Source organism: Streptomyces sp. NPDC048383, assembly GCF_040651775.1.
Classification (GTDB): domain Bacteria; phylum Actinomycetota; class Actinomycetes; order Streptomycetales; family Streptomycetaceae; genus Streptomyces.
The window spans coordinates 53,360-71,348 of sequence record NZ_JBEZKS010000001.1 but is presented as its reverse complement, the minus strand read 5'-3'; the positions used below and the strand labels follow the sequence as shown (position 1 = coordinate 71,348).

The 17,989-nt window shown below is 73.5% G+C and carries 13 protein-coding genes, 4 tRNA genes and 1 other RNA gene; 9 read left to right on the top strand and 9 right to left on the bottom strand.

Going from position 1 to position 17,989, the window contains the following annotated elements; translation table 11 throughout:
- Nucleotides 1–113: 113 nt before the first annotated feature.
- Nucleotides 114–201 (bottom strand) — tRNA-Ser (locus AB0D46_RS00335).
- 625 nt (nucleotides 202–826) lie between these two features.
- Here AB0D46_RS00335 and ffs point away from each other — a divergent pair.
- The 6 genes from ffs to AB0D46_RS00305 all read left to right on the top strand — a co-directional run bounded on the left by ffs (nucleotide 827) and on the right by AB0D46_RS00305 (nucleotide 9,632).
- An RNA gene (gene ffs / locus AB0D46_RS00330) (signal recognition particle sRNA small type) lies at nucleotides 827–925 on the top strand.
- A gap of 77 nt (nucleotides 926–1,002) precedes the next feature.
- A complete protein-coding gene (locus AB0D46_RS00325; RefSeq protein WP_362874997.1) occupies nucleotides 1,003–3,210 on the top strand; it encodes a DNA polymerase III subunit gamma and tau in 2,208 nt (735 codons plus the stop codon).
- A gap of 60 nt (nucleotides 3,211–3,270) precedes the next feature.
- Entirely contained in the window at nucleotides 3,271–4,524 is a 1,254-nt protein-coding gene (gene purD, locus AB0D46_RS00320; protein ID WP_362874996.1) for a phosphoribosylamine--glycine ligase, read from the top strand.
- Nucleotides 4,525–4,811: 287 nt separating this feature from the next.
- Nucleotides 4,812–6,650, top strand: coding sequence for a hypothetical protein (locus AB0D46_RS00315; protein WP_362874995.1), 1,839 nt, complete (start codon nucleotides 4,812–4,814; stop codon nucleotides 6,648–6,650).
- 448 nt (nucleotides 6,651–7,098) lie between these two features.
- Nucleotides 7,099–8,574, top strand: coding sequence for a N,N-dimethylformamidase beta subunit family domain-containing protein (locus AB0D46_RS00310; RefSeq protein WP_362874994.1), 1,476 nt, complete (start codon nucleotides 7,099–7,101; stop codon nucleotides 8,572–8,574).
- A gap of 155 nt (nucleotides 8,575–8,729) precedes the next feature.
- Entirely contained in the window at nucleotides 8,730–9,632 is a 903-nt protein-coding gene (locus AB0D46_RS00305) for a phosphoribosylaminoimidazolesuccinocarboxamide synthase (protein WP_362874993.1), read from the top strand.
- Nucleotides 9,633–9,758: 126 nt separating this feature from the next.
- Here AB0D46_RS00305 and AB0D46_RS00300 read toward each other — a convergent pair.
- The 8 genes from AB0D46_RS00300 to AB0D46_RS00265 form a co-directional block, all read right to left on the bottom strand.
- A tRNA-Gly gene (locus AB0D46_RS00300) sits at nucleotides 9,759–9,831 on the bottom strand.
- 24 nt (nucleotides 9,832–9,855) lie between these two features.
- Nucleotides 9,856–10,467 carry a response regulator transcription factor gene (locus AB0D46_RS00295; protein ID WP_281208694.1) on the bottom strand — a complete coding sequence of 204 codons (612 nt, stop codon included), beginning with the start codon at nucleotides 10,465–10,467 and terminating at the stop codon, nucleotides 9,856–9,858.
- Complete coding sequence (locus tag AB0D46_RS00290) at nucleotides 10,464–11,696, bottom strand: histidine kinase (protein ID WP_362874992.1); 1,233 nt, start codon at nucleotides 11,694–11,696, stop codon at nucleotides 10,464–10,466. The genes AB0D46_RS00295 and AB0D46_RS00290 overlap by 4 nt, the downstream gene beginning before the upstream one ends.
- A 28-nt stretch (nucleotides 11,697–11,724) precedes the next feature.
- On the bottom strand, nucleotides 11,725–12,486 hold the full coding sequence (locus AB0D46_RS00285) for an ABC transporter permease (protein ID WP_362874991.1): 762 nt from the start codon (nucleotides 12,484–12,486) through the stop codon (nucleotides 11,725–11,727).
- The gene (locus AB0D46_RS00280; protein ID WP_362874990.1) at nucleotides 12,483–13,475 is read right to left on the bottom strand and encodes an ABC transporter ATP-binding protein; all 993 of its coding nucleotides are present in this window, start codon (nucleotides 13,473–13,475) and stop codon (nucleotides 12,483–12,485) included. The genes AB0D46_RS00285 and AB0D46_RS00280 overlap by 4 nt, the downstream gene beginning before the upstream one ends.
- A gap of 177 nt (nucleotides 13,476–13,652) precedes the next feature.
- Nucleotides 13,653–13,725, bottom strand: a tRNA-Gly gene (locus AB0D46_RS00275).
- A gap of 78 nt (nucleotides 13,726–13,803) precedes the next feature.
- Nucleotides 13,804–13,875 (bottom strand) — tRNA-Gly (locus AB0D46_RS00270).
- Nucleotides 13,876–13,961: 86 nt separating this feature from the next.
- Entirely contained in the window at nucleotides 13,962–14,279 is a 318-nt protein-coding gene (locus AB0D46_RS00265) for an Lsr2 family protein (protein ID WP_362874989.1), read from the bottom strand.
- A gap of 326 nt (nucleotides 14,280–14,605) precedes the next feature.
- Between AB0D46_RS00265 and purS the strand changes: the two genes are divergently transcribed.
- From purS to purL, 3 genes are read left to right on the top strand one after another with little or no spacing between them, the layout of a single operon-like run.
- Nucleotides 14,606–14,866, top strand: coding sequence for a phosphoribosylformylglycinamidine synthase subunit PurS (purS, locus tag AB0D46_RS00260; protein WP_362874988.1), 261 nt, complete (start codon nucleotides 14,606–14,608; stop codon nucleotides 14,864–14,866).
- Nucleotides 14,867–14,868: 2 nt separating this feature from the next.
- Nucleotides 14,869–15,549, top strand: coding sequence for a phosphoribosylformylglycinamidine synthase subunit PurQ (purQ, locus tag AB0D46_RS00255; RefSeq protein ID WP_362874987.1), 681 nt, complete (start codon nucleotides 14,869–14,871; stop codon nucleotides 15,547–15,549).
- Nucleotides 15,546–17,819, top strand: coding sequence for a phosphoribosylformylglycinamidine synthase subunit PurL (gene purL, locus AB0D46_RS00250; protein WP_362874986.1), 2,274 nt, complete (start codon nucleotides 15,546–15,548; stop codon nucleotides 17,817–17,819). Before purQ ends, purL begins: the two co-directional genes overlap by 4 nt.
- The last annotated feature ends 170 nt before the right edge of the window (nucleotides 17,820–17,989 follow it).

Here is a 17,989-nt window from a genome sequence, read left to right as displayed (position 1 = left end):
CGCGGGGAAGGTCCGGTTTTGAGGCAAATAAACGAGACTGCGACTGAGACCACGGAACGCAGAAGGCCCCGGCCGGTTTCCCGGTCGGGGCCTTCAAGTGCCCGGTGAGGCACTGGCGGAGGATACGAGATTCGAACTCGTGAGGGGTTGCCCCCAACACGCTTTCCAAGCGTGCGCCCTAGGCCACTAGGCGAATCCTCCGCCGCAAACAATACAAGACGTTGAGGGGTGCTCGCGAACACGATCCGGATCACGGGTTCGGAAGTCCTCCCTGATCGGTCCTTGATCCCCGCCGGCCCTGCTCCGGGTCGGGTCGGAGCCGGACGGGATCCGACGTCGACCCCCGATCGGGATCGGGGTCCGGACGCCCGCCACCACCCGCTCGGGGTCGGCAGCAGGCCCGGGGCCCGTCGCCCCGGATCCGGTCGCCGAAGCGGTACGGGTCGTCGTCCCGGCTCGGGGCAGCGGCGTCAGGGGTGTCCCGCGCGGACCCCCGTCCCGGCTCCGGAAGCGGCGTCAGGGGCGGTCCCGCGCGGACCCGAGGTGGGGCGCAGGGGACCCGGCAGCCCGGGCCGAGGATCGCCAGCCCGGCTGACCGCCCGGCCGGCCCGGGGTCACCGACCGGTCGGCCCGGGTTCGGGCGCCGACCCCGAGCCGAGGCCCGCTGAGGCCTTGGGCCCGTGAGCCCGTAGCCCGGCGCGACCCGACCCGACCCCGCCCCGCCCCCGCCCCCGCAGTCCGCCTCCCGCGACCCCTCCCCGGCCGTCGGAATGCGGCCCGTGCGGGTCCGGGTCGATAGCGGGGGTCGGTATCCGCTAGGGTGGGGCCCAGCCCCTCACGTGGCGCTATCTCACCCAACTCCCCCAGGGCCGGAAGGCAGCAAGGGTAAGTGGGCTCTGGCGGGTGCGTGGGGGGCGCTTTGCGTTCCGGGCCGGGTCGCCGCGGCGGGTCCGGGGCGTCGGCGGGCCGCCGTTGTCGGCGGGCCCGGATAACCTCGTAGACGTGTCGTCCCTTGCGCTGTACCGCCGCTACCGCCCCGAGTCGTTCGCCGAGGTCATCGGGCAGGAGCATGTCACTGCCCCGCTGATGCAGGCCCTGCGCAACAACCGGGTCAATCACGCGTACCTGTTCAGCGGTCCGCGCGGCTGCGGGAAGACCACCAGCGCGCGCATCCTCGCCCGCTGCCTGAACTGCGAGAAGGGCCCCACGCCCGACCCGTGCGGGGAGTGCCAGTCCTGCCGCGACCTCGCCCGGAACGGCCCGGGCTCGATCGACGTCATCGAGATCGACGCCGCCTCGCACGGTGGTGTGGACGACGCCCGTGACCTGCGGGAAAAGGCGTTCTTCGGGCCGGCGTCGAGCCGCTACAAGATCTACATCATCGACGAGGCCCACATGGTCACCTCGGCGGGCTTCAACGCCCTGCTGAAGGTGGTCGAGGAGCCGCCGGAGCACCTCAAGTTCATCTTCGCCACGACCGAGCCCGAGAAGGTCATCGGCACCATCCGGTCGCGCACGCACCACTACCCCTTCCGGCTCGTCCCGCCCGGCACCCTGCGCGACTACCTCGGCGAGGTCTGCGGCCGTGAGGGCGCCACCGTCGAGGACGGCGTGCTGCCGCTGGTGGTGCGCGCCGGCGCCGGGTCGGTGCGTGACTCGATGTCCGTGATGGACCAACTCCTCGCCGGCGCCGCCGATGACGGTGTGACGTACGCCATGGCGACCTCCCTGCTCGGCTACACCGAAGCCTCCCTGCTCGACTCCGTCATCGACGCCTTCGCCGCCGGCGACGGGGCCGCCGCCTTCGAGGTCGTGGACCGCGTCGTGGAGGGCGGGAACGACCCGCGCCGCTTCGTCGCCGACCTGCTGGAGCGGCTGCGCGACCTGGTGATCCTGGCCGCCGTGCCCGACGCCGGGGAGAAGGGCCTCATCGACGCCCCGGCCGACGTCGTGGAGCGGATGCAGGCCCAGGCCTCCGTGTTCGGGGCCGCCGAGCTGTCGCGCGCCGCCGACCTGGTCAACACCGGCCTCACCGAGATGCGCGGGGCGACCTCGCCGCGGCTCCAGCTGGAGTTGATCTGCGCCCGGGTGCTGCTGCCGGCCGCCTTCGACGACGAACGGTCCTTCCAGGCCCGCCTCGACCGGCTGGAGCGCAGCGGACCCCCGGCCGGGGCGGCCGCCGCGTTCGCGGCCCCGCCCGCGATGGCCTACGTACCGGCTCCAGAGGCGCACGGCATGGCTCCGGCCGGTCCCGGCGGGGGCGTGGCCGCCGCGCGCGCCGCCGTACGCGCCGAGGAAGCGCCCGCTCCGGCCCCCGCGCAGGCCGCCCAGGCCCCCGCACCGCCCGCCGCAGCCCCCCAGGCCCCCCAGGCCCCTCAGGCCCCTCAGGCCCCCGCCGCCTCCACCCCGGCCCCCGGCGCCTGGCCCGGCGCCGCCCAGCCCGGCAGCGGGGCCCCCGGGGCCTGGCCCGGCGCCGCCGGCCCGGCCGCGCCCCCCGCAGCCGCCCCCGCAGCCGCTCAGGCCCCGGCCCCGGCTGCCGGTGCCTGGCCCAGCGCCGCCGCCCCCGGCAGCGGCGCGCAGCCGCCCGCCCCGGCCCCGTCCGCCCCCGCGTCCCGGTCGGCCGCCGCCGCCCCGGCCGCGCCCTCCCCCGGCATGGCCGCCGGCGCGGGTCAGGTCCAGGCGATGTGGCCCGGCGTCCTGGAGGCCGTCAAGAACCGGCGCCGCTTCACCTGGATCCTGCTCAGCCAGAACGCCCAGGTCACCGGCTTCGACGGGACCACCCTCCAGCTCGGCTTCCCCAACCCCGGCGCCCGCGACAACTTCGCGAGCAGCGGCAGCGAGGAGGTCCTGAAGGCGGTCCTGGCGGAGCAGTTCCAGGTCAACTGGAGGATCGAGGCCGTCATCGGCCAGGCCGGCGCCCCCACCCCCGTGGCGCAGGGCTCGTACGCGGGCCCGCCCGCCCCGGCCCACAACCCGCCGCCCGCGCAGCAGCCGCAGGCCCCCGCCGGGCCGCAGCAGTCGTACGAGCAGTCCCACCGGCCGACCCCCGAGCAGCAGCCCCCCGCGCACCAGGCGCCCCCGCCGGTGGCCCCCGAGGACGACGTCGCGGAGGCGGACGATCCGGACCTCGTGGAGAGCGCGCTGTCCGGCCACGACCTGATCGTGCGCGAGCTCGGAGCCACCGTTGTGGAGGAATACACGAATGAGTAGCGCCCCGTAGTTGGGTGGCCGCACGAAACCGGCCGCGCCGTCCGGGCTACCCTGGGCGGCGTGAAGGTCCTCGTCATCGGCGGCGGCGCCCGCGAACACGCCCTGTGCCGCTCTCTGTCCCTCGACCCCGACGTCAACGCGCTGTACTGCGCTCCCGGCAACGCCGGCATCGCCGAGGTGGCGGAGCTGCGCCCGGTCGACGCCCTCGACGGCGACGCCGTCGCCCGGCTCGCCGGCGAACTCGGCGCCGACCTGGTCGTCGTCGGCCCGGAGGCCCCGCTGGTCGCCGGCGTCGGCGACGCCGTCCGCGCGGCCGGCATCCCCGTCTTCGGCCCGTCCGCCGCGGCCGCCCGGCTGGAGGGGTCCAAGGCCTTCGCCAAGGACGTCATGGCCGCCGCCGGGGTCCCGACCGCGCGCAGCCACGTCTGCGCCACCCCGGACGAGGTGGACGAGGCCCTCGACGCCTTCGGCCCCCCGTACGTGGTCAAGGACGACGGCCTCGCCGCCGGCAAGGGCGTCGTCGTCACCGACGACCTGGCCACCGCCCGCGCCCATGCGCTGGCCTGCGACCGCGTCGTCATCGAGGAGTTCCTCGACGGCCCCGAGGTGTCCCTCTTCGCCATCACCGACGGCGTCACCGTGCTGCCGCTCCAGCCCGCGCAGGACTTCAAGCGCGCGCTCGACGGCGACGAGGGCCCCAACACCGGCGGCATGGGTGCCTACTCGCCGCTCCCGTGGGCCGACCCGAAGCTCGTCGACGAGGTGATGGAGCTGGTGCTCCAGCCCACCGTCGACGAACTGCGCCGTCGCGGCACCCCCTTCTCCGGACTGCTCTACGCGGGCCTGGCCCTCACCGGCCGCGGCACCCGGGTCATCGAGTTCAACGCCCGCTTCGGCGACCCCGAGACCCAGGTGGTCCTCGCCCGGCTGCGCACCCCGCTGGCGGGCGTCCTGCTCAACGCCGCCAACGGCACCCTGGACGCCGGATCCCCGCTCGCCTGGAGCGACGAGGCGGCCGTCACGGTCGTCATCGCCTCGCACAACTACCCGGAGACCCCGCGCACCGGCGACCCCATCGAGGGCCTGGCCGAGGTCGCGGAGCAGGACGGCCCCGACGCCTACGTGCTGCACGCCGGCACCCGGAGCGAGGGCGACGCGGTCCTCAGCGCGGGCGGTCGCGTGCTCTCCGTGACGGCGACCGGAACCGATCTGGCGCAGGCCCGCGAGAAGGCGTATAAGGCCGTCGCGCGCATCCGGCTCGACGGATCGCAGCACCGTACGGACATTGCGGCCAAGGCGGCCGAAGGCCGCTGACCGGCACGACAGCGACAAGGCGGGCCCGGGGCGCGAACGGTGCGCTCCGGGCCCGCGCGCATGTCCGCGTGCGACTGCATCCGGCCGCGTTCGAACGCACCCACCTTTACCCAAAGCCATTCCATCGGGTGATCGTCACTCGGACTGCCTGACGGCCGCCCCCGCCCCAACTAGGGTGCGGCGCAAGCATTCCGGCACATGGCCCACCGGCATTGCGATGTCGGTGGCGGGTGTCACAGTGGGGGAGTGAGCTACGCCGCCGTAGGGCAGAGGGGGTGAGGTCCGGCGTGTCCGGAACAGGTTCGATCGCAGAAGTGGGCGCGCCCTCCGCGCGTTCACGGGCCCTCGCCGTGCTGCGGGTCCGCAGCAGGGCGCTGGCCGCCGTGCTGCTGCCCGCCGCCCTCGCGGTGGTCCTGGTGAGCGCCCGGATGACGGGCCGGCTGGTCGGGGATCCCTGGCCCGCTGTGACCCTGGTCGTCTGCGCGGTCGCCGTGCTGGTGCTGCTCGTGGGCGGGATCTTCGCCGCGGTGGTGCTGCGCGCCGGCCCCGCCGTGACACCGACGGTGCCCCTCTCCGAGGCCGCCGCGCCCGACCTCTACCGGCTCGTGCGCGATCTGGCCGACCGGATGGACGTGCCGGCGCCCTCGGCCATAGCCCTCACCCCGGACTGCGACAGCTGGCTGGAGGACCGTACGCACCCGGCCCACCGCCGCGCCGCCCCGGCTGCCGGACCCGAATCCGCGCCGGGCGCCGCTCCCGTGCTGGTGATCGGCTCCCCGTTCCTGTGGTGGATGCGCGTCGCCGAACTGCGCGCCGTCCTCGCCCCGGTCGTCGCCGGTACGGGCCCCTCCGCGCACCCGGACATAGCCGACGCGCGCGGCTTCGTCCGCGGGCTCGACGCCGCGGTGGACGTGGGCGGGCGTCGCGGCCTCGGCTGGATCGCGCCTCCCGCCCGGCTGCTGCTGCGGCTGTGCCGCACGGACGCCGCCGAGATGGAACGCGGCGTGGCCGCGGCCGCCTCCGACCGCGCCCACGGTGTGGACTACGGGCTGCGCATCATCGCCCAGGAACAGGTCGGCCTCGCCTACGCGGGCTGGGACCGGCTGCTGACCCGCGTCGCCCTGCCCGCCTGGCGGATGGGTCGCTGGCCGGCGCACCTCGACGCCGGGGTGGTCTCGGCCCTGACCGAACTGTCCCGCCGGGACCGGCTGGCCGACGGCTTCACCTCGCGCCTCGGCGACCGGCCCGCCTGCGACCTGCTGGAACAGCCCGGCGCGATCGACGAGGCCACCTCGCTGTTGGCCGCCCGGCTCTTCCACGGCGGCCCCGCCGAGACCGGCCCGGACTGGTCGCCGGTGGACTGGACGGCGTACCCGGAGGAGGTCGTGGACCGCAAGTGGCGTACGGAGGCGGCCCGACTGCACACCGCGTTGGACTCCCTGTCCGTCCCCGCGGGCCCGCCCACGGGCACGCCGCCCACCGACTCCCGGCACCCCGCCGAACCCCGTCCCGCCGAGCCCCGTCTCGCCGAGCCCCGTCCCGTGAGCCCCGCCGCCCCGGTCGGCGTGCCCGCCGGGGCGACCGCGGCCGCCTCCGCCGCCCCGAAGGCGTACGCCTCCGCGACCGCCCCACCGGCGGCCCCGCCGGCCTCCGCCGCCCCCGCCCCGACCCCGACCGGCGACGCCTTCGACGGCCCCACCCTCGAACGGGTCCTGGGCCACCTGACCGACCCGGCCGGCGACTGCGTCGCCGCCGAGGCCCTCGCCGGCCGGCTCAGCGGCGACCTGGCCCGCGAGGAGCACGCCGCGGGCAGCCGCGTCGCGGACGCCGCCAAGGTCCGGGGCGCCGACACGGTGCCGCTGTTCCCGCTCCAGCCGCCGCGCAGCGGCCGGGACCTGCTCGCCGACCACGTCACGGCCCTGGTCTGCTGCGCCGCAGTGGACTCGGCCGGCGCCGGCCCGGGCCTGGACTGGCTGGACGGCCCGGTCCTGCTGGTCGGCGGCGAACGCCGCTCCGACCTCGCCCCCCGGGTGCTGTCCCTCGTGGAGGACGGCGATCCCGGCCCCCTGCGCGACTGGCTCGCCGAACTCGGCGTCCGCCCGGACAAGCCGGTCCGCCTGGTCTGACCCGTGCCCGGCGAACCGCCCCCGGGCCCTGCCCGGCACGGCCCTGCCCGGCCCGGCACGGCCCGCCCTGCCCGGCACGGCCCCGCCCTGCCCGGCACGCCCCTGCCCGGCACGCCCCTGCCCGGCCCGGCCCGGCACCCGGATCCGTACGACGACGACGTCCCGACGCAGGCCAGAAACCGCCATCGGCCCCCGCGCACCCCGCGCCCGAGCCCGCCGCGTCCCGCCCGCCGGCGCCCCCCGAAAGCCACCCCGACCACCCCAATCCGACCCACCCAAGCGGGGGCAGCCCTTCCACTCCTGCTTTCGAGCCCGTCAATTCGCGACGAACGGTGACGGGCTGCGTGCGTAATGTGATGTGCTGGGACCGGTACCGGCAGGTGTCCGAAAGCTGTCGTGCACCGAAGCGAGGGAAGACGCGTTCGGGGGAGCGAGGGAGGGGAGCGGAATGGGTGCGGACCAGATCCGGCGTTGGGAGTCAGGTGCGCTCGCGCACGCGGTGAACGACCCCTTCGGGCAGGGCCCCCTGCCCTGGTTCCGGGGCAGCGAGCTCTACTACGACGACTCCGGCCAGGTCGTCCCCTGGTACGTCGACCCGGCCGTCGCCGCCGGCCAGATCCCGCGCGCCCGCTCCGGCGGCCCCCGTACCGCCGACGACGTGCACCGCCAGATCAAGGGCTTCGCCTCCACCGGAGCCGTCTCCCCCGGCGAGGCCATCGACTTCCACATCACCGTCGACCCGCCCCAGCAGTTCTCGGTCGACGTGTACCGGATCGGCCACTACGCCGGCGACGGCGCCTTCAAGATCACCACGAGCCCGCGGCTGTCCGGCATCGTCCAGCCGCCCCCGCTCGCCGCGGACCGCACGGTCTCCTGCCACCACTGGTGGCTGTCGTGGCGGCTCCAGGTCCCCTCGTACTGGACGGTCGGGGCCTACGTCGCCGTCCTCACCACCGCCGACGGCTACCGCTCGCACATCCCCTTCACGGTCCGCGACGACCACCCCGCCGACCTCCTGCTCCTGCTGCCCGACATCACCTGGCAGGCCTACAACCTCTACCCCGAGGACGGCCGCAACGGCGCCAGCCTCTACCACGCCTGGGACGAGGAGGGCCGGCTGCTCGGCGAGCGCGACGCCGCCGTCACCGTCTCCTTCGACCGCCCCTACGCGGGCGCCGGCCTGCCCCTGCACGTCGGTCACGCCTACGACTTCATCCGCTGGGCCGAGCGCTACGGCTACGACCTCGCCTACGCCGACACCCGCGACCTGCACGCCGGCCGCGTCGACCCCACCCGCTACCGCGGCCTGGTCTTCCCCGGCCACGACGAGTACTGGTCGGCGCCCATGCGCCGCACCGTCGAGCGGGCCCGCGACCACGGCACCTCCCTCGTCTTCCTGTCCGCCAACACCATGTACTGGCAGGTCGAGCTCGGCCCCTCGCCCTCCGGCGTGGCCGACCGGCTCCTGACCTGCCGCAAGCGCCGGGGCCCGGGCCGGCCCAGCCTCTGGCGCGAGGTGGACCGCCCCGAACAGCAACTGCTCGGCATCCAGTACGCGGGCCGCGTGCCCGAGCCGGCGCCGCTGATCGTCCGCAATTCCACGCACTGGCTGTGGGACTCGACCGGAGCCGTTGAGAACGACGAGCTGGCCGGCCTCGTGGCGGGCGAGGCCGACCGGTACTTCCCGCGCACCCAACTCCCCGAGCACCAGGCCCGGATCCTGCTCGCGCACTCCCCGTACCTGGACACCGAGGGTGCCAAGCGCCACCAGGAGACCTCCCTCTACCGGGCGCCCAGCGGGGCCCTGGTCTTCGCCTCCGGCACCTTCGCCTGGTCCCCGGCCCTGGACCGCCCCGGCCACGTCGACGAGCGCGTCCAGCGCGCCACCGCCAACCTCCTCGACCGGATCTGCAAGCGCGACTGACCCCGCGCCGCGAGCGCGACGGAGCCCGCGCCGCACAGCGCGACCGACACCGGGCCGCAGAGCGCCACCGACCCCGCCGGTGGCCCCCTGGGCCGGGCACGGGGCCCGGTGCGGGAGAATGGGCAGGCGCTCGTACAGAACCACAGGGAGACCCCGTGTCCGGATTCGTCGAAAAGCCCGAGCCGGTCCAGGTGCCCGGCCTCGTCCACCTCCACACCGGCAAGGTCCGCGACCTCTACCGCGACGAGGACGGCCGGCTCGTCATGGTCGCCAGCGACCGCATCTCCGCCTTCGACTGGGTGCTGCCTTCCGAGATCCCGGACAAGGGCCGCGTCCTGACCCGGCTGTCCCTGTGGTGGTTCGACCAGCTCGCGGACCTCGTCCCGAACCACGTGATCAGCACCGAGCTGCCCGCCGGCGCCCCCGCCGACTGGGCCGGCCGCACCCTGATCTGCCAGAACCTCGACATGGTCCCGGTCGAGTGCGTGGCCCGCGGCTACCTCACCGGCTCCGGCCTCGCCGAGTACGAGCAGACCCGCACCGTCTGCGGACTCGCCCTCCCCGAGGGCCTCGTCGACGGCTCCGAGCTGCCCGCCCCGATCTTCACCCCGGCCGCCAAGGCCGAGGTCGGCCAGCACGACGAGAACGTCTCCTACGAGGAGGTCGCCCGCACCACCGGTCCCGAGACGGCCGCGCTGCTGCGCCAGGCCACCCTGGCCGTGTACGGACGGGCCCGCGACATCGCCCGCGAGCGCGGCATCCTCCTCGCGGACACCAAGTTCGAGTTCGGCTTTGACGCCGACGGCGTCCTGGTCGCGGCCGACGAGGTCCTCACCCCGGACTCGTCCCGCTTCTGGCCCGCCGACCTGTGGGAGCCGGGCCGCGCGCAGCCGTCCTTCGACAAGCAGTTCGTCCGCGACTGGCTGAAGTCCCCCGCCTCCGGCTGGGACCCCAAGGGCGAACTCCCGCCGCCCGCGCTGCCGCAGGAGGTCGTCGACCGGACCCGCGCCAAGTACGTCGAGGCGTACGAGCGGCTCACCGGCCTGTCCTGGACCTGACCCCTGCTCCCGGACCCGGGCGGAGCCCCGGGTCCGGGCCCGGGGGAGCGCCAAAGGCCCCGAGTACGCCAAGGGCCCCGGGGTACGAGGAAAGCCCCGATCGATGATCGGGGCCTTCGTCAACTGAGCGGACAACGCGACTCGAACGCGCGACATCCACCTTGGCAAGGTGGTGCTCTACCAACTGAGCTATGTCCGCCTGTGCGCCGTGGCGCGAGGACAACTATACCCAACCCCGCTCGCGTGCGAGACGCACGGCCGTGTGCCGGTTCTCGGCTCCCAGCTTCGTCGCCGCCGAGGACAGGTAGTTCCGTACGGTCCCCTGCGAGAGCGAGGCCCGCTCCGCGATCTCGGCGATCGGCGCCCCGTCCGCCGCGAACTCCAGCACCTCGGCCTCCCGGGCCGTCAGCGGCGAGTCCCCCGCGCTGATCGCGTCGGCCGCCAACTCCGGATCCACGTAACGCCCTCCGCCGTGCACGGTGCGGATCAGCTCGGCCAGCCGCTGCGCCGACACCGTCTTCGGCGCGAAGGCGCGCACCCCGGCCGCCAGGGCCCGCTTCAGGTGCCCGGGCCGGCCGTGACTGGTCACGATCATGGTCTTGCAGTCGGGGAGTTCGGACCGCAGCGCTGTGGCCACGCTCACACCGTCCGCCCCCGGCATCTGGAGGTCCAGGACCGCCACGTCGGGCCGGTGCGCCCGCGCCATGGCCAGCGCCTCCGGTCCCGAAGCCGCCTCGGCGACGACCACCAGGTCGTCCTCCAGACCCAGCAGCGCGGCCAGCGCGCCCCGGATCAGGTGCTCGTCGTCCGCCAGCAGTACTCGTACGGGGTTCACGCCCGCGCCTCCACTCGTCGCGCTTCCGGGCCGGGAACCTCGGCCCGCAGTCGGAACAGGCCGCCGCCGGCCGGTCCCGCCAACAGGGTCCCGCCCACCGCCGCGAGCCGCTCGCGCAGCCCGGCGAGGCCGGAGCCGGGCGGCCCGGCCGGGGTGTCGGGCGCCCCGTCGTTCTCCACCAGCAGGGTCACCGGGCCCGCGCCCTCCGGAACCGTCAGCCGGATCAGGCAGCTGCGCGCGTCCCCGTGCCGCAGCACGTTCGTCGTCGCCTCGCGGACCACCCAGCCCAACGCCGACTGCACCTCGCCCGGCAGCGTCCGCCCCCGCGGCCCCAACTCGACGCGGCAGTCCATGCCGGCCGCGCTGAGCACCCCGCGCGCGCCCTCCAGCTCCACCGCGAGGTCCGCCTCCCGGTAGCCGCGCACGACGTCGCGGACCTCCCGCTGGGACTCGCGGGCGATCCGCTGCACCTCGATCATCTGGTCCACCGCCTCCGGGCGCTCCCGCCGCGCCAACTGCACCGCGAGCTCGCTCTTCAGGGCGATCACCGCAAGGTTGCGGCCCATCACGTCGTGCAGGTCCCGGCCGAACCGCAGCCGCTCCTCGGCGACCGCCAGCTGGGCCTGGAGCTCCCGGGCGTGGTCCAGTTCGTAGACGGTCTTCAGCAGCCACCGGGAGAACCCGCAGGTGAAGGTCAGCAACAGGCTGACGATCAGGTACCCGACGGCCAACCCGAAGGAGTCCGGCACCGGTTGCCCGGTCGCCAGACCCATGGCGGCCACCGCGACCCCGCCGGCGGGCGCCAGCAGCAGCATGTGGCGGACCTTGACCAGCGTCAGCGTCAGCGCACCGGAGGCGAAGGCCATCGTGTTGATCACGAGGGTGGGGACGACGTTCTCGTGGGTGATCAGCCCGGCGGACCGCAGGGCCATCATGGCCACGCAGATCGCGGCGGTGAGCGCCACCAGCGCCACCGTGATCCGCAGCGGGCGGTTCCGGCGGCCCAACGCCCAGTCCAGGGCGCGCGAGGACAGCAGTCCGCACAGCGCGACCTGCGCGGCCAGCGGCAGCGCCAACACGGCGGTGAGTGTCCCGCCGCCCTGGGGCGCGAGCCCCATCAGCACCGCGAAGGCCTCGACCGCCATGAAGAAGTGGAACGACCAGCGCGTGTACAGCTCGACCTTCGCCGCGCTGCTGCGGTCCTTCCACCATCCGGTCAGCTTCGACACGTCGTCCCCACGTCCCCCGTCGTACGCGCTAGCGGCGCGGTTCCCAACGGAACCACCGCTGGACAGCAAACACGGTCACCATGATCCAGGCCACCGTGACGGCCGCGGCCGTCAGGAGGTCCCCGCCCGTCGCGCCGGCGTCCCAACCGGCTCGTACGAGGGTCATCACCCCGCTGAGCGGCAGCAGTTCGCACACCGTGGCCATCGCGTCGGGCAGCGAGTCCAGCGGGACGAACAGCCCCGAGCCGAGCGCGGTCAGCAGGAACAGCGGCAGCGTCGTGATTCCGGCGGTCTCGACGTTGCGGGTGACGGCACTGGTGGCGGCGGCCATCCCGGCGAGCAGCGGCAGCGCGGCGAGCACGCCCACGACCAGCGGCAACGGGCGGTCCGGCGCGGGCGCGTCGAGCACGGCCGCCCCGGCCAGGGCGAGGGCGCCGATCTGCGCGAGGGCGATGACGGCGGCGGGCAGCGCGGTCCCGGCGAGGATCTCCAGGTCGCCGGCCTCGCCGGTGCGCAGCCGCTTCAGGACGAGCTCCTCGCGCCGGGCGACGTAGGCGGAGACCAGGTTCATGTAGACGACGAGCAGCAGCACCATCCCGATGCCGCCGGTCAGCGTGGCCACGGCCACCGAGCCCACGGTGTCGGCGCTCAGGGTCGAACGCAGGACGAAGACCATCATCACCGGCATGAGCAGGGCCACGCTCAGGGCGGCCCGGTTGCGCACCAGCAGCGTCAGTTCGGAGCGGCCGAGCGCGGTCAGCCGGCCGGGGTTCAGGGTCGGCGTGCTCATCGGGTCCCCGCCATCAGGTCGTCGTGGTTGTGGCCGTGGTTGTGGCCGTGGTCGTCGCCGGCGCCGCCGGCGGAGAACGCCCCGGCCTCGCGCCGGCTCCGTGCGATGTCCAGGAAGGCCTCCTCCAGGGAGGCGGAGCGGGCGTCGAGCCCGCCCAGTTCGACCCCGGAGTCGTGCGCCCAGCGCAGCAGTTCGCCGAGCGCCCCCTGGAGTCGGTCGGTACGGATCTCCACCCGCGGCCCGTCCGCCGCCGCCCGCAGCCCCAGCGGGAGCCGCCCGGCGGGCACCCCGGCCGGCAGGGTGAAACGGATCCGGGACGGCCGGGTCGCCGTCACCTCGGCGGGGGTGCCGGTCAGCACGAGCTCCCCCTCGTGCAGGATCGCCAGCCGGTCCGCGAGGGCCTCGGCCTCCTCCAGGTAGTGCGTGGTCAGCAGCACCGTGGTGCCCTGCGCCCGCAGTTCCCGTACGAGGGCCCAGGTGTCCCGGCGCCCCTCCGGGTCCATGCCGGTGGTCGGCTCGTCCAGGAACAGCACCTCGGGCCGCCCCAGCAGGGCCAGCGCCAGGTCCAGCCTCCGCCGCTCGCCCCCGGACAGCTGCTTGACCCGTACGGAGGCCCGCGCGCCCATCCCGACCAGCTCCAGCACCTCCGCGGCCGGCCGGGCCCCGGAGGTGACCCCGCTCCACATCCGGACGGTTTCGGCGACGGACAGGTCCGAGGGGAAGCCGCCCTCCTGGAGCATGACGCCGGTCCGCGGCCGGACCTCGCTCCGGCGGGCGTACGGGTCCAGGCCGAAGACGCGGACCTGCCCGCCGGTCGGCGCGCTCAGCCCCTCCAGCAGTTCCACCGTGGAGGTCTTGCCGGCTCCGTTGGTGCCGAGCAGCGCGAAGATCTCGCCGCGGGCCACCGAGAAGGAGACGCCCCGCACCGCCTCGAATCCGCCGGTGTAGCCGCGGCGCAGTCCCTCTGCCTGGATCACTGTGTCGGTCATGTCCCCAGCCTCGCGGCGGCCGGCCGGGCCGGTCAGTGCGCGCTGTCACGGCTCCCGATGACATTTGTCATCGCTGGTGATCCACACCACACGGCCCCCGGAACGGGGAACGGGACCGGGAACGGAAGGGGGGGTACGACAAAGGCCCCGATCAAGGATCGGGGCCTTCATTCGCTGAGCGGACGACGCGACTCGAACGCGCGACATCCACCTTGGCAAGGTGGTGCTCTACCAACTGAGCTACGTCCGCATGCTTGCACGACACGAGTGCCGTGGGCTGCGAGCATCACTCTACCTGATCCACAACCGTGGCCGGTAAAGCGTGCAGAGCGGGTGACAGGGATCGCACACTGCGCCTCCCCCCTGGAAGGGGGGTGTTCTGCTACTGAACTACACCCGCACGACTTCGGGTTCCGGCCTTCCGGCTGGCCCCTCGGCGTGATCCACACATTAGCCGATCGGTGGGGGTGCTTGGCAAATCCGCTCTCAGTGGGCTGCGTTGTACGCCTCGTAGACCCGCTTGGGGATCCGTCCGCGGGGCGGCACGTCGTGCTGGTTGGCCCGGGCCCAGGCGCGGACGACCGCCGGATCGGGGGCCACCGATGTGTGCCGGAACACCTTCCCGGAACGGGACTGGCGACGGCCGGCGGCCACGAAGGGGGCCAGGCCCTTCCGCAGTTTCTTTGCGTTGGCCGCATTGAGGTCGATCTCGTAAGACTTACCGTCCAGAGCGAACACGACCGTTTCCGCCGCTTCCCCGCCGTCGAGGTCGTCGGAGAGCGTGACTACTACGTGCTGCGCCACGGATATCGGTCCCTTCGTACGCGGTCACCACCCGTTGACGTGCGGTGATGTCGCGTGTGTGGATGTTTCGGTGGAATGCATCAAACCGCCGGAATCCCGGCAGATTCCTTTGTACCGTGATTCTCATTGAATAGCGAAGCCCAGTTAATTCTCCCCGCGTGTCCCGCCGCAATGGCGGGTGCGTGGTTTTCCGGTGGATTTTGCGAAGCGTTGGTGAAGCCGAAACGACGGGATGATCGGCGGCATCCGATATCTACCCGCGTAGAAATTTTGGCCGGGTACGCTGATGGAACCGCCTTCGCACCAACCACCACACGGGAGTGCCAGTGGCACGCGTCGTAGTCGACGTCATGCTCAAGCCGGAGATCCTCGACCCCCAGGGCCAGGCGGTGCAGCGTGCACTGCCGCGTCTGGGCTTCGAGGGGATCGCCGACGTCCGCCAGGGGAAGCGCTTCGAACTGGAGGTGGAGGGACCGGTCGACCAGGCCGCCCTCGACCGCATCCACAAGATGGCCGAAACCTTCCTCGCCAACACCGTCATCGAAGACTTCACCGTCCGCGTCGAGACCGTGAAGGTCGAGGCCTGACGGTGACCACTCGCATCGGAGTCGTCACGTTCCCCGGAACGCTCGACGACCGTGACTCGCTGCGCGCCATCCGCCTCGCGGGGGCCGAGCCGGTCTCGCTCTGGCACCGCGACAAGGACCTGCACCAGGTCGACGCGGTCGTCCTCGCGGGCGGCTTCTCCTACGGGGACTACCTGCGCGCCGGGGCCATCTCCCGCTTCTCGCCGGTCATGGAGACCATCATCGAGCAGGCCAGGGGCGGCATGCCCGTCCTCGGCATCTGCAACGGCTTCCAGGTCCTCACCGAGGCCCACCTGCTGCCGGGGGCGATGCTCCGCAACAACCACCTCCACTTCATCTGCCGCGACCAGACGCTGCGGGTGGAGAACGCGGAGACCGCGTGGACCGGCGACTACGCCGTCGGCCAGGAGATCTCCGTCCCGCTCAAGAACATGGACGGCCGCTACACCGCCGACGAGCGCACGCTCGACGAACTGGAGGCCGAAGGCCGCGTGGCCTTCCGGTACGTGGACGTCAATCCGAACGGTTCGCTGCGCGACATCGCCGGCATCACCAACGCCGCGGGCAACGTCGTCGGCCTCATGCCGCACCCCGAGCACGCGGTCGAGCCGCTGATCGGGACGGGCCGCACCGACGGCCTCCCGTTCTTCACGTCGGTCCTGAAGAAGCTGGTCAGCGCATGAGCCTCGATACCGTCAAGAACGCCACCGGCACCCCGGACGCCGCGCAGCCCTGGAAGGAACTCGGCCTCAAGGAGGACGAGTACGCGCGCATCCGCGAGATCCTCGGCCGCCGCCCCACGGGCGCCGAGCTCGCCATGTACTCCGTCATGTGGTCCGAGCACTGCTCGTACAAGAGCAGCAAGGTCCACCTGAAGCAGTTCGGCGAGAAGGTCCCGCAGAACGACGCCATGCTCGTCGGCATCGGCGAGAACGCCGGCGTCGTCGACGTCGGCCAGGGCTACGCGGTCACCTTCAAGGTCGAGTCGCACAACCACCCCTCGTACATCGAGCCCTACCAGGGCGCGGCCACGGGCATCGGCGGCATCGTCCGCGACATCCTCGCGATGGGCGCCCGCCCGGTCGCGGTCGTGGACCCGCTGCGCTTCGGCGCGGCCGACCACCCCGACACCAAGCGCGTCCTGCCGGGCGTCGTCGCCGGCATCGGCGGCTACGGCAACTGCCTGGGCCTGCCCAACATCGGCGGCGAGGTCGTCTTCGACGCCTGCTACCAGGGCAACCCGCTCGTGAACGCCGGCTGCATCGGCGTCATGAAGCACGAGGACATCCACCTCGCCAAGGCCTCCGGGCCCGGCAACAAGGTCATCCTCTACGGCGCCCGCACGGGCGGCGACGGCATCGGCGGCGTCTCGGTCCTCGCGTCCGAGACCTTCGACGCCGCGTCCGACAGTGCCGATGGCACGGGCAAGCCGAAGAAGCGCCCCGCCGTCCAGGTCGGCGACCCCTTCCAGGAGAAGCTCCTCATCGAGTGCACCCTGGAGATCTTCAAGGAGAAGCTGGTCGCCGGCATCCAGGACCTCGGCGGCGCCGGGCTCTCCTGCGCCACGTCCGAACTGGCCTCGGCCGGTTCCGGCGGCATGCGCGTCGAGCTGGACACCGTGCCGCTGCGCGACGCGACGCTCTCGCCCGAGGAAATCCTCATGAGCGAGTCGCAGGAGCGCATGTGCGCGATCGTCGAGCCGCAGCACGTCGCGCGCTTCATGGAGATCTGCGAGAAGTGGGACGTCATCGCCACCGTCATCGGTGAGGTGACCGAGGGCGAGCAGCTGGAGATCTACTGGCACGGCGAGCTCATCGTGGACGTGCCCCCGGGCACCGTCGCCCACGAGGGCCCGACCTACCACCGCCCGTACGCGCGTCCCTCCTGGCAGGACGCCCTCCAGGCCGACGACGCGGGCAAGCTGCCCCGTCCGCAGACCTCCGAGGAGCTCCGCGCGCAGGTCCTGGCGCTGGTGTCGTCCCCGAACCAGGCCTCGAAGTCCTGGATCACCGACCAGTACGACCGGTTCGTGCAGGGCAACACGGTGCTCTCGCAGCCCGAGGACGCGGGCATGGTCCGCATCGACGAGGAGACCAACCTCGGCGTGGCCATGGCCACCGACGGCAACGGCCGGTTCGCCAAGCTCGACCCGTACACGGGCGCGCAGCTGGCGCTGGCCGAGGCGTACCGCAACGTCGCCGCGACCGGTGCGAAGCCGCTCGCTATCTCCGACTGCCTGAACTTCGGCTCCCCCGAGGACCCGGACGTCATGTGGCAGTTCGCCGAGGCCACCCGCGGCCTCGCGGACGGCTGCCTGGAGCTGGGTACCCCGGTGACCGGCGGCAACGTCTCGCTGTACAACCAGACCGGCGAGACCGCGATCCACCCGACCCCGGTCGTGGCGGTCCTCGGCGTGATCGACGACGTCAACCGCCGCACGCCGATGGCGTTCGCGGAGGCCGGTCAGCTGCTGTACCTGCTCGGCGACACCGCCGAGGAGTTCGGCGGCTCGGCCTGGTCGCAGGTCGTCCACGACCACCTCGGCGGCCTGCCGCCGAAGGTGGACCTGGGTCGCGAGAAGCTGCTCGGCGAGATCCTGATCTCCGCCTCGCGCGACGGCATGGTCGACGCGGCGCACGACCTGTCCGACGGCGGCGTGATCCAGGCGCTCACCGAGTCCTGCCTGCGCGGCGGCAACGGTGCGCGGATCGTGGTCCCCGAGGGCCTGGACGCGTTCACCTTCCTGTTCTCCGAGTCCGCGGGCCGCGCCATCGTGGCCGTCCCGCGCAGCGAGGAGCTCCGGTTCACCGACATGTGCGGTGCCCGGGGTCTGCCGGCCGCCCGCATCGGTGTGGTCGACGGCGACGCGATCGAGGTCCAGGGCGAGTTCACCCTCCCGCTGGCCGAGCTCCGCGAGGCCCACGAGGCGACGATCCCGGCGCTGCTCGCCTGATCCCGCCCGCCCGCTCCACGTACGAGCCCCCGTCCGGACACCGTCCGGGCGGGGGCCCGGTCGTTCCCGGGGCCACCTGTTGTACGGAGCGCCCCCAACAGCCCGGCCGACGAGGCCCCCGGCCCCGGCCCCGACCCCGCTCGGGGCCTGCCCTTGCCCCGGCGCGGCGT

What these genes read in the sequence shown, in the direction of transcription:
- AB0D46_RS00310 (WP_362874994.1), top strand. Translation starts at nt 7,099, where the DNA reads ATGGGTGCGGACCAGATCCGGCGTTGGGAGTCAGGTGCGCTCGCGCAC.
- AB0D46_RS00285 (WP_362874991.1), bottom strand. Translation starts at nt 12,486, where the DNA reads ATGAGCACGCCGACCCTGAACCCCGGCCGGCTGACCGCGCTCGGCCGC.
- AB0D46_RS00280 (WP_362874990.1), bottom strand. Translation starts at nt 13,475, where the DNA reads ATGACCGACACAGTGATCCAGGCAGAGGGACTGCGCCGCGGCTACACC.
- purL (WP_362874986.1), top strand. Translation starts at nt 15,546, where the DNA reads ATGAGCCTCGATACCGTCAAGAACGCCACCGGCACCCCGGACGCCGCG.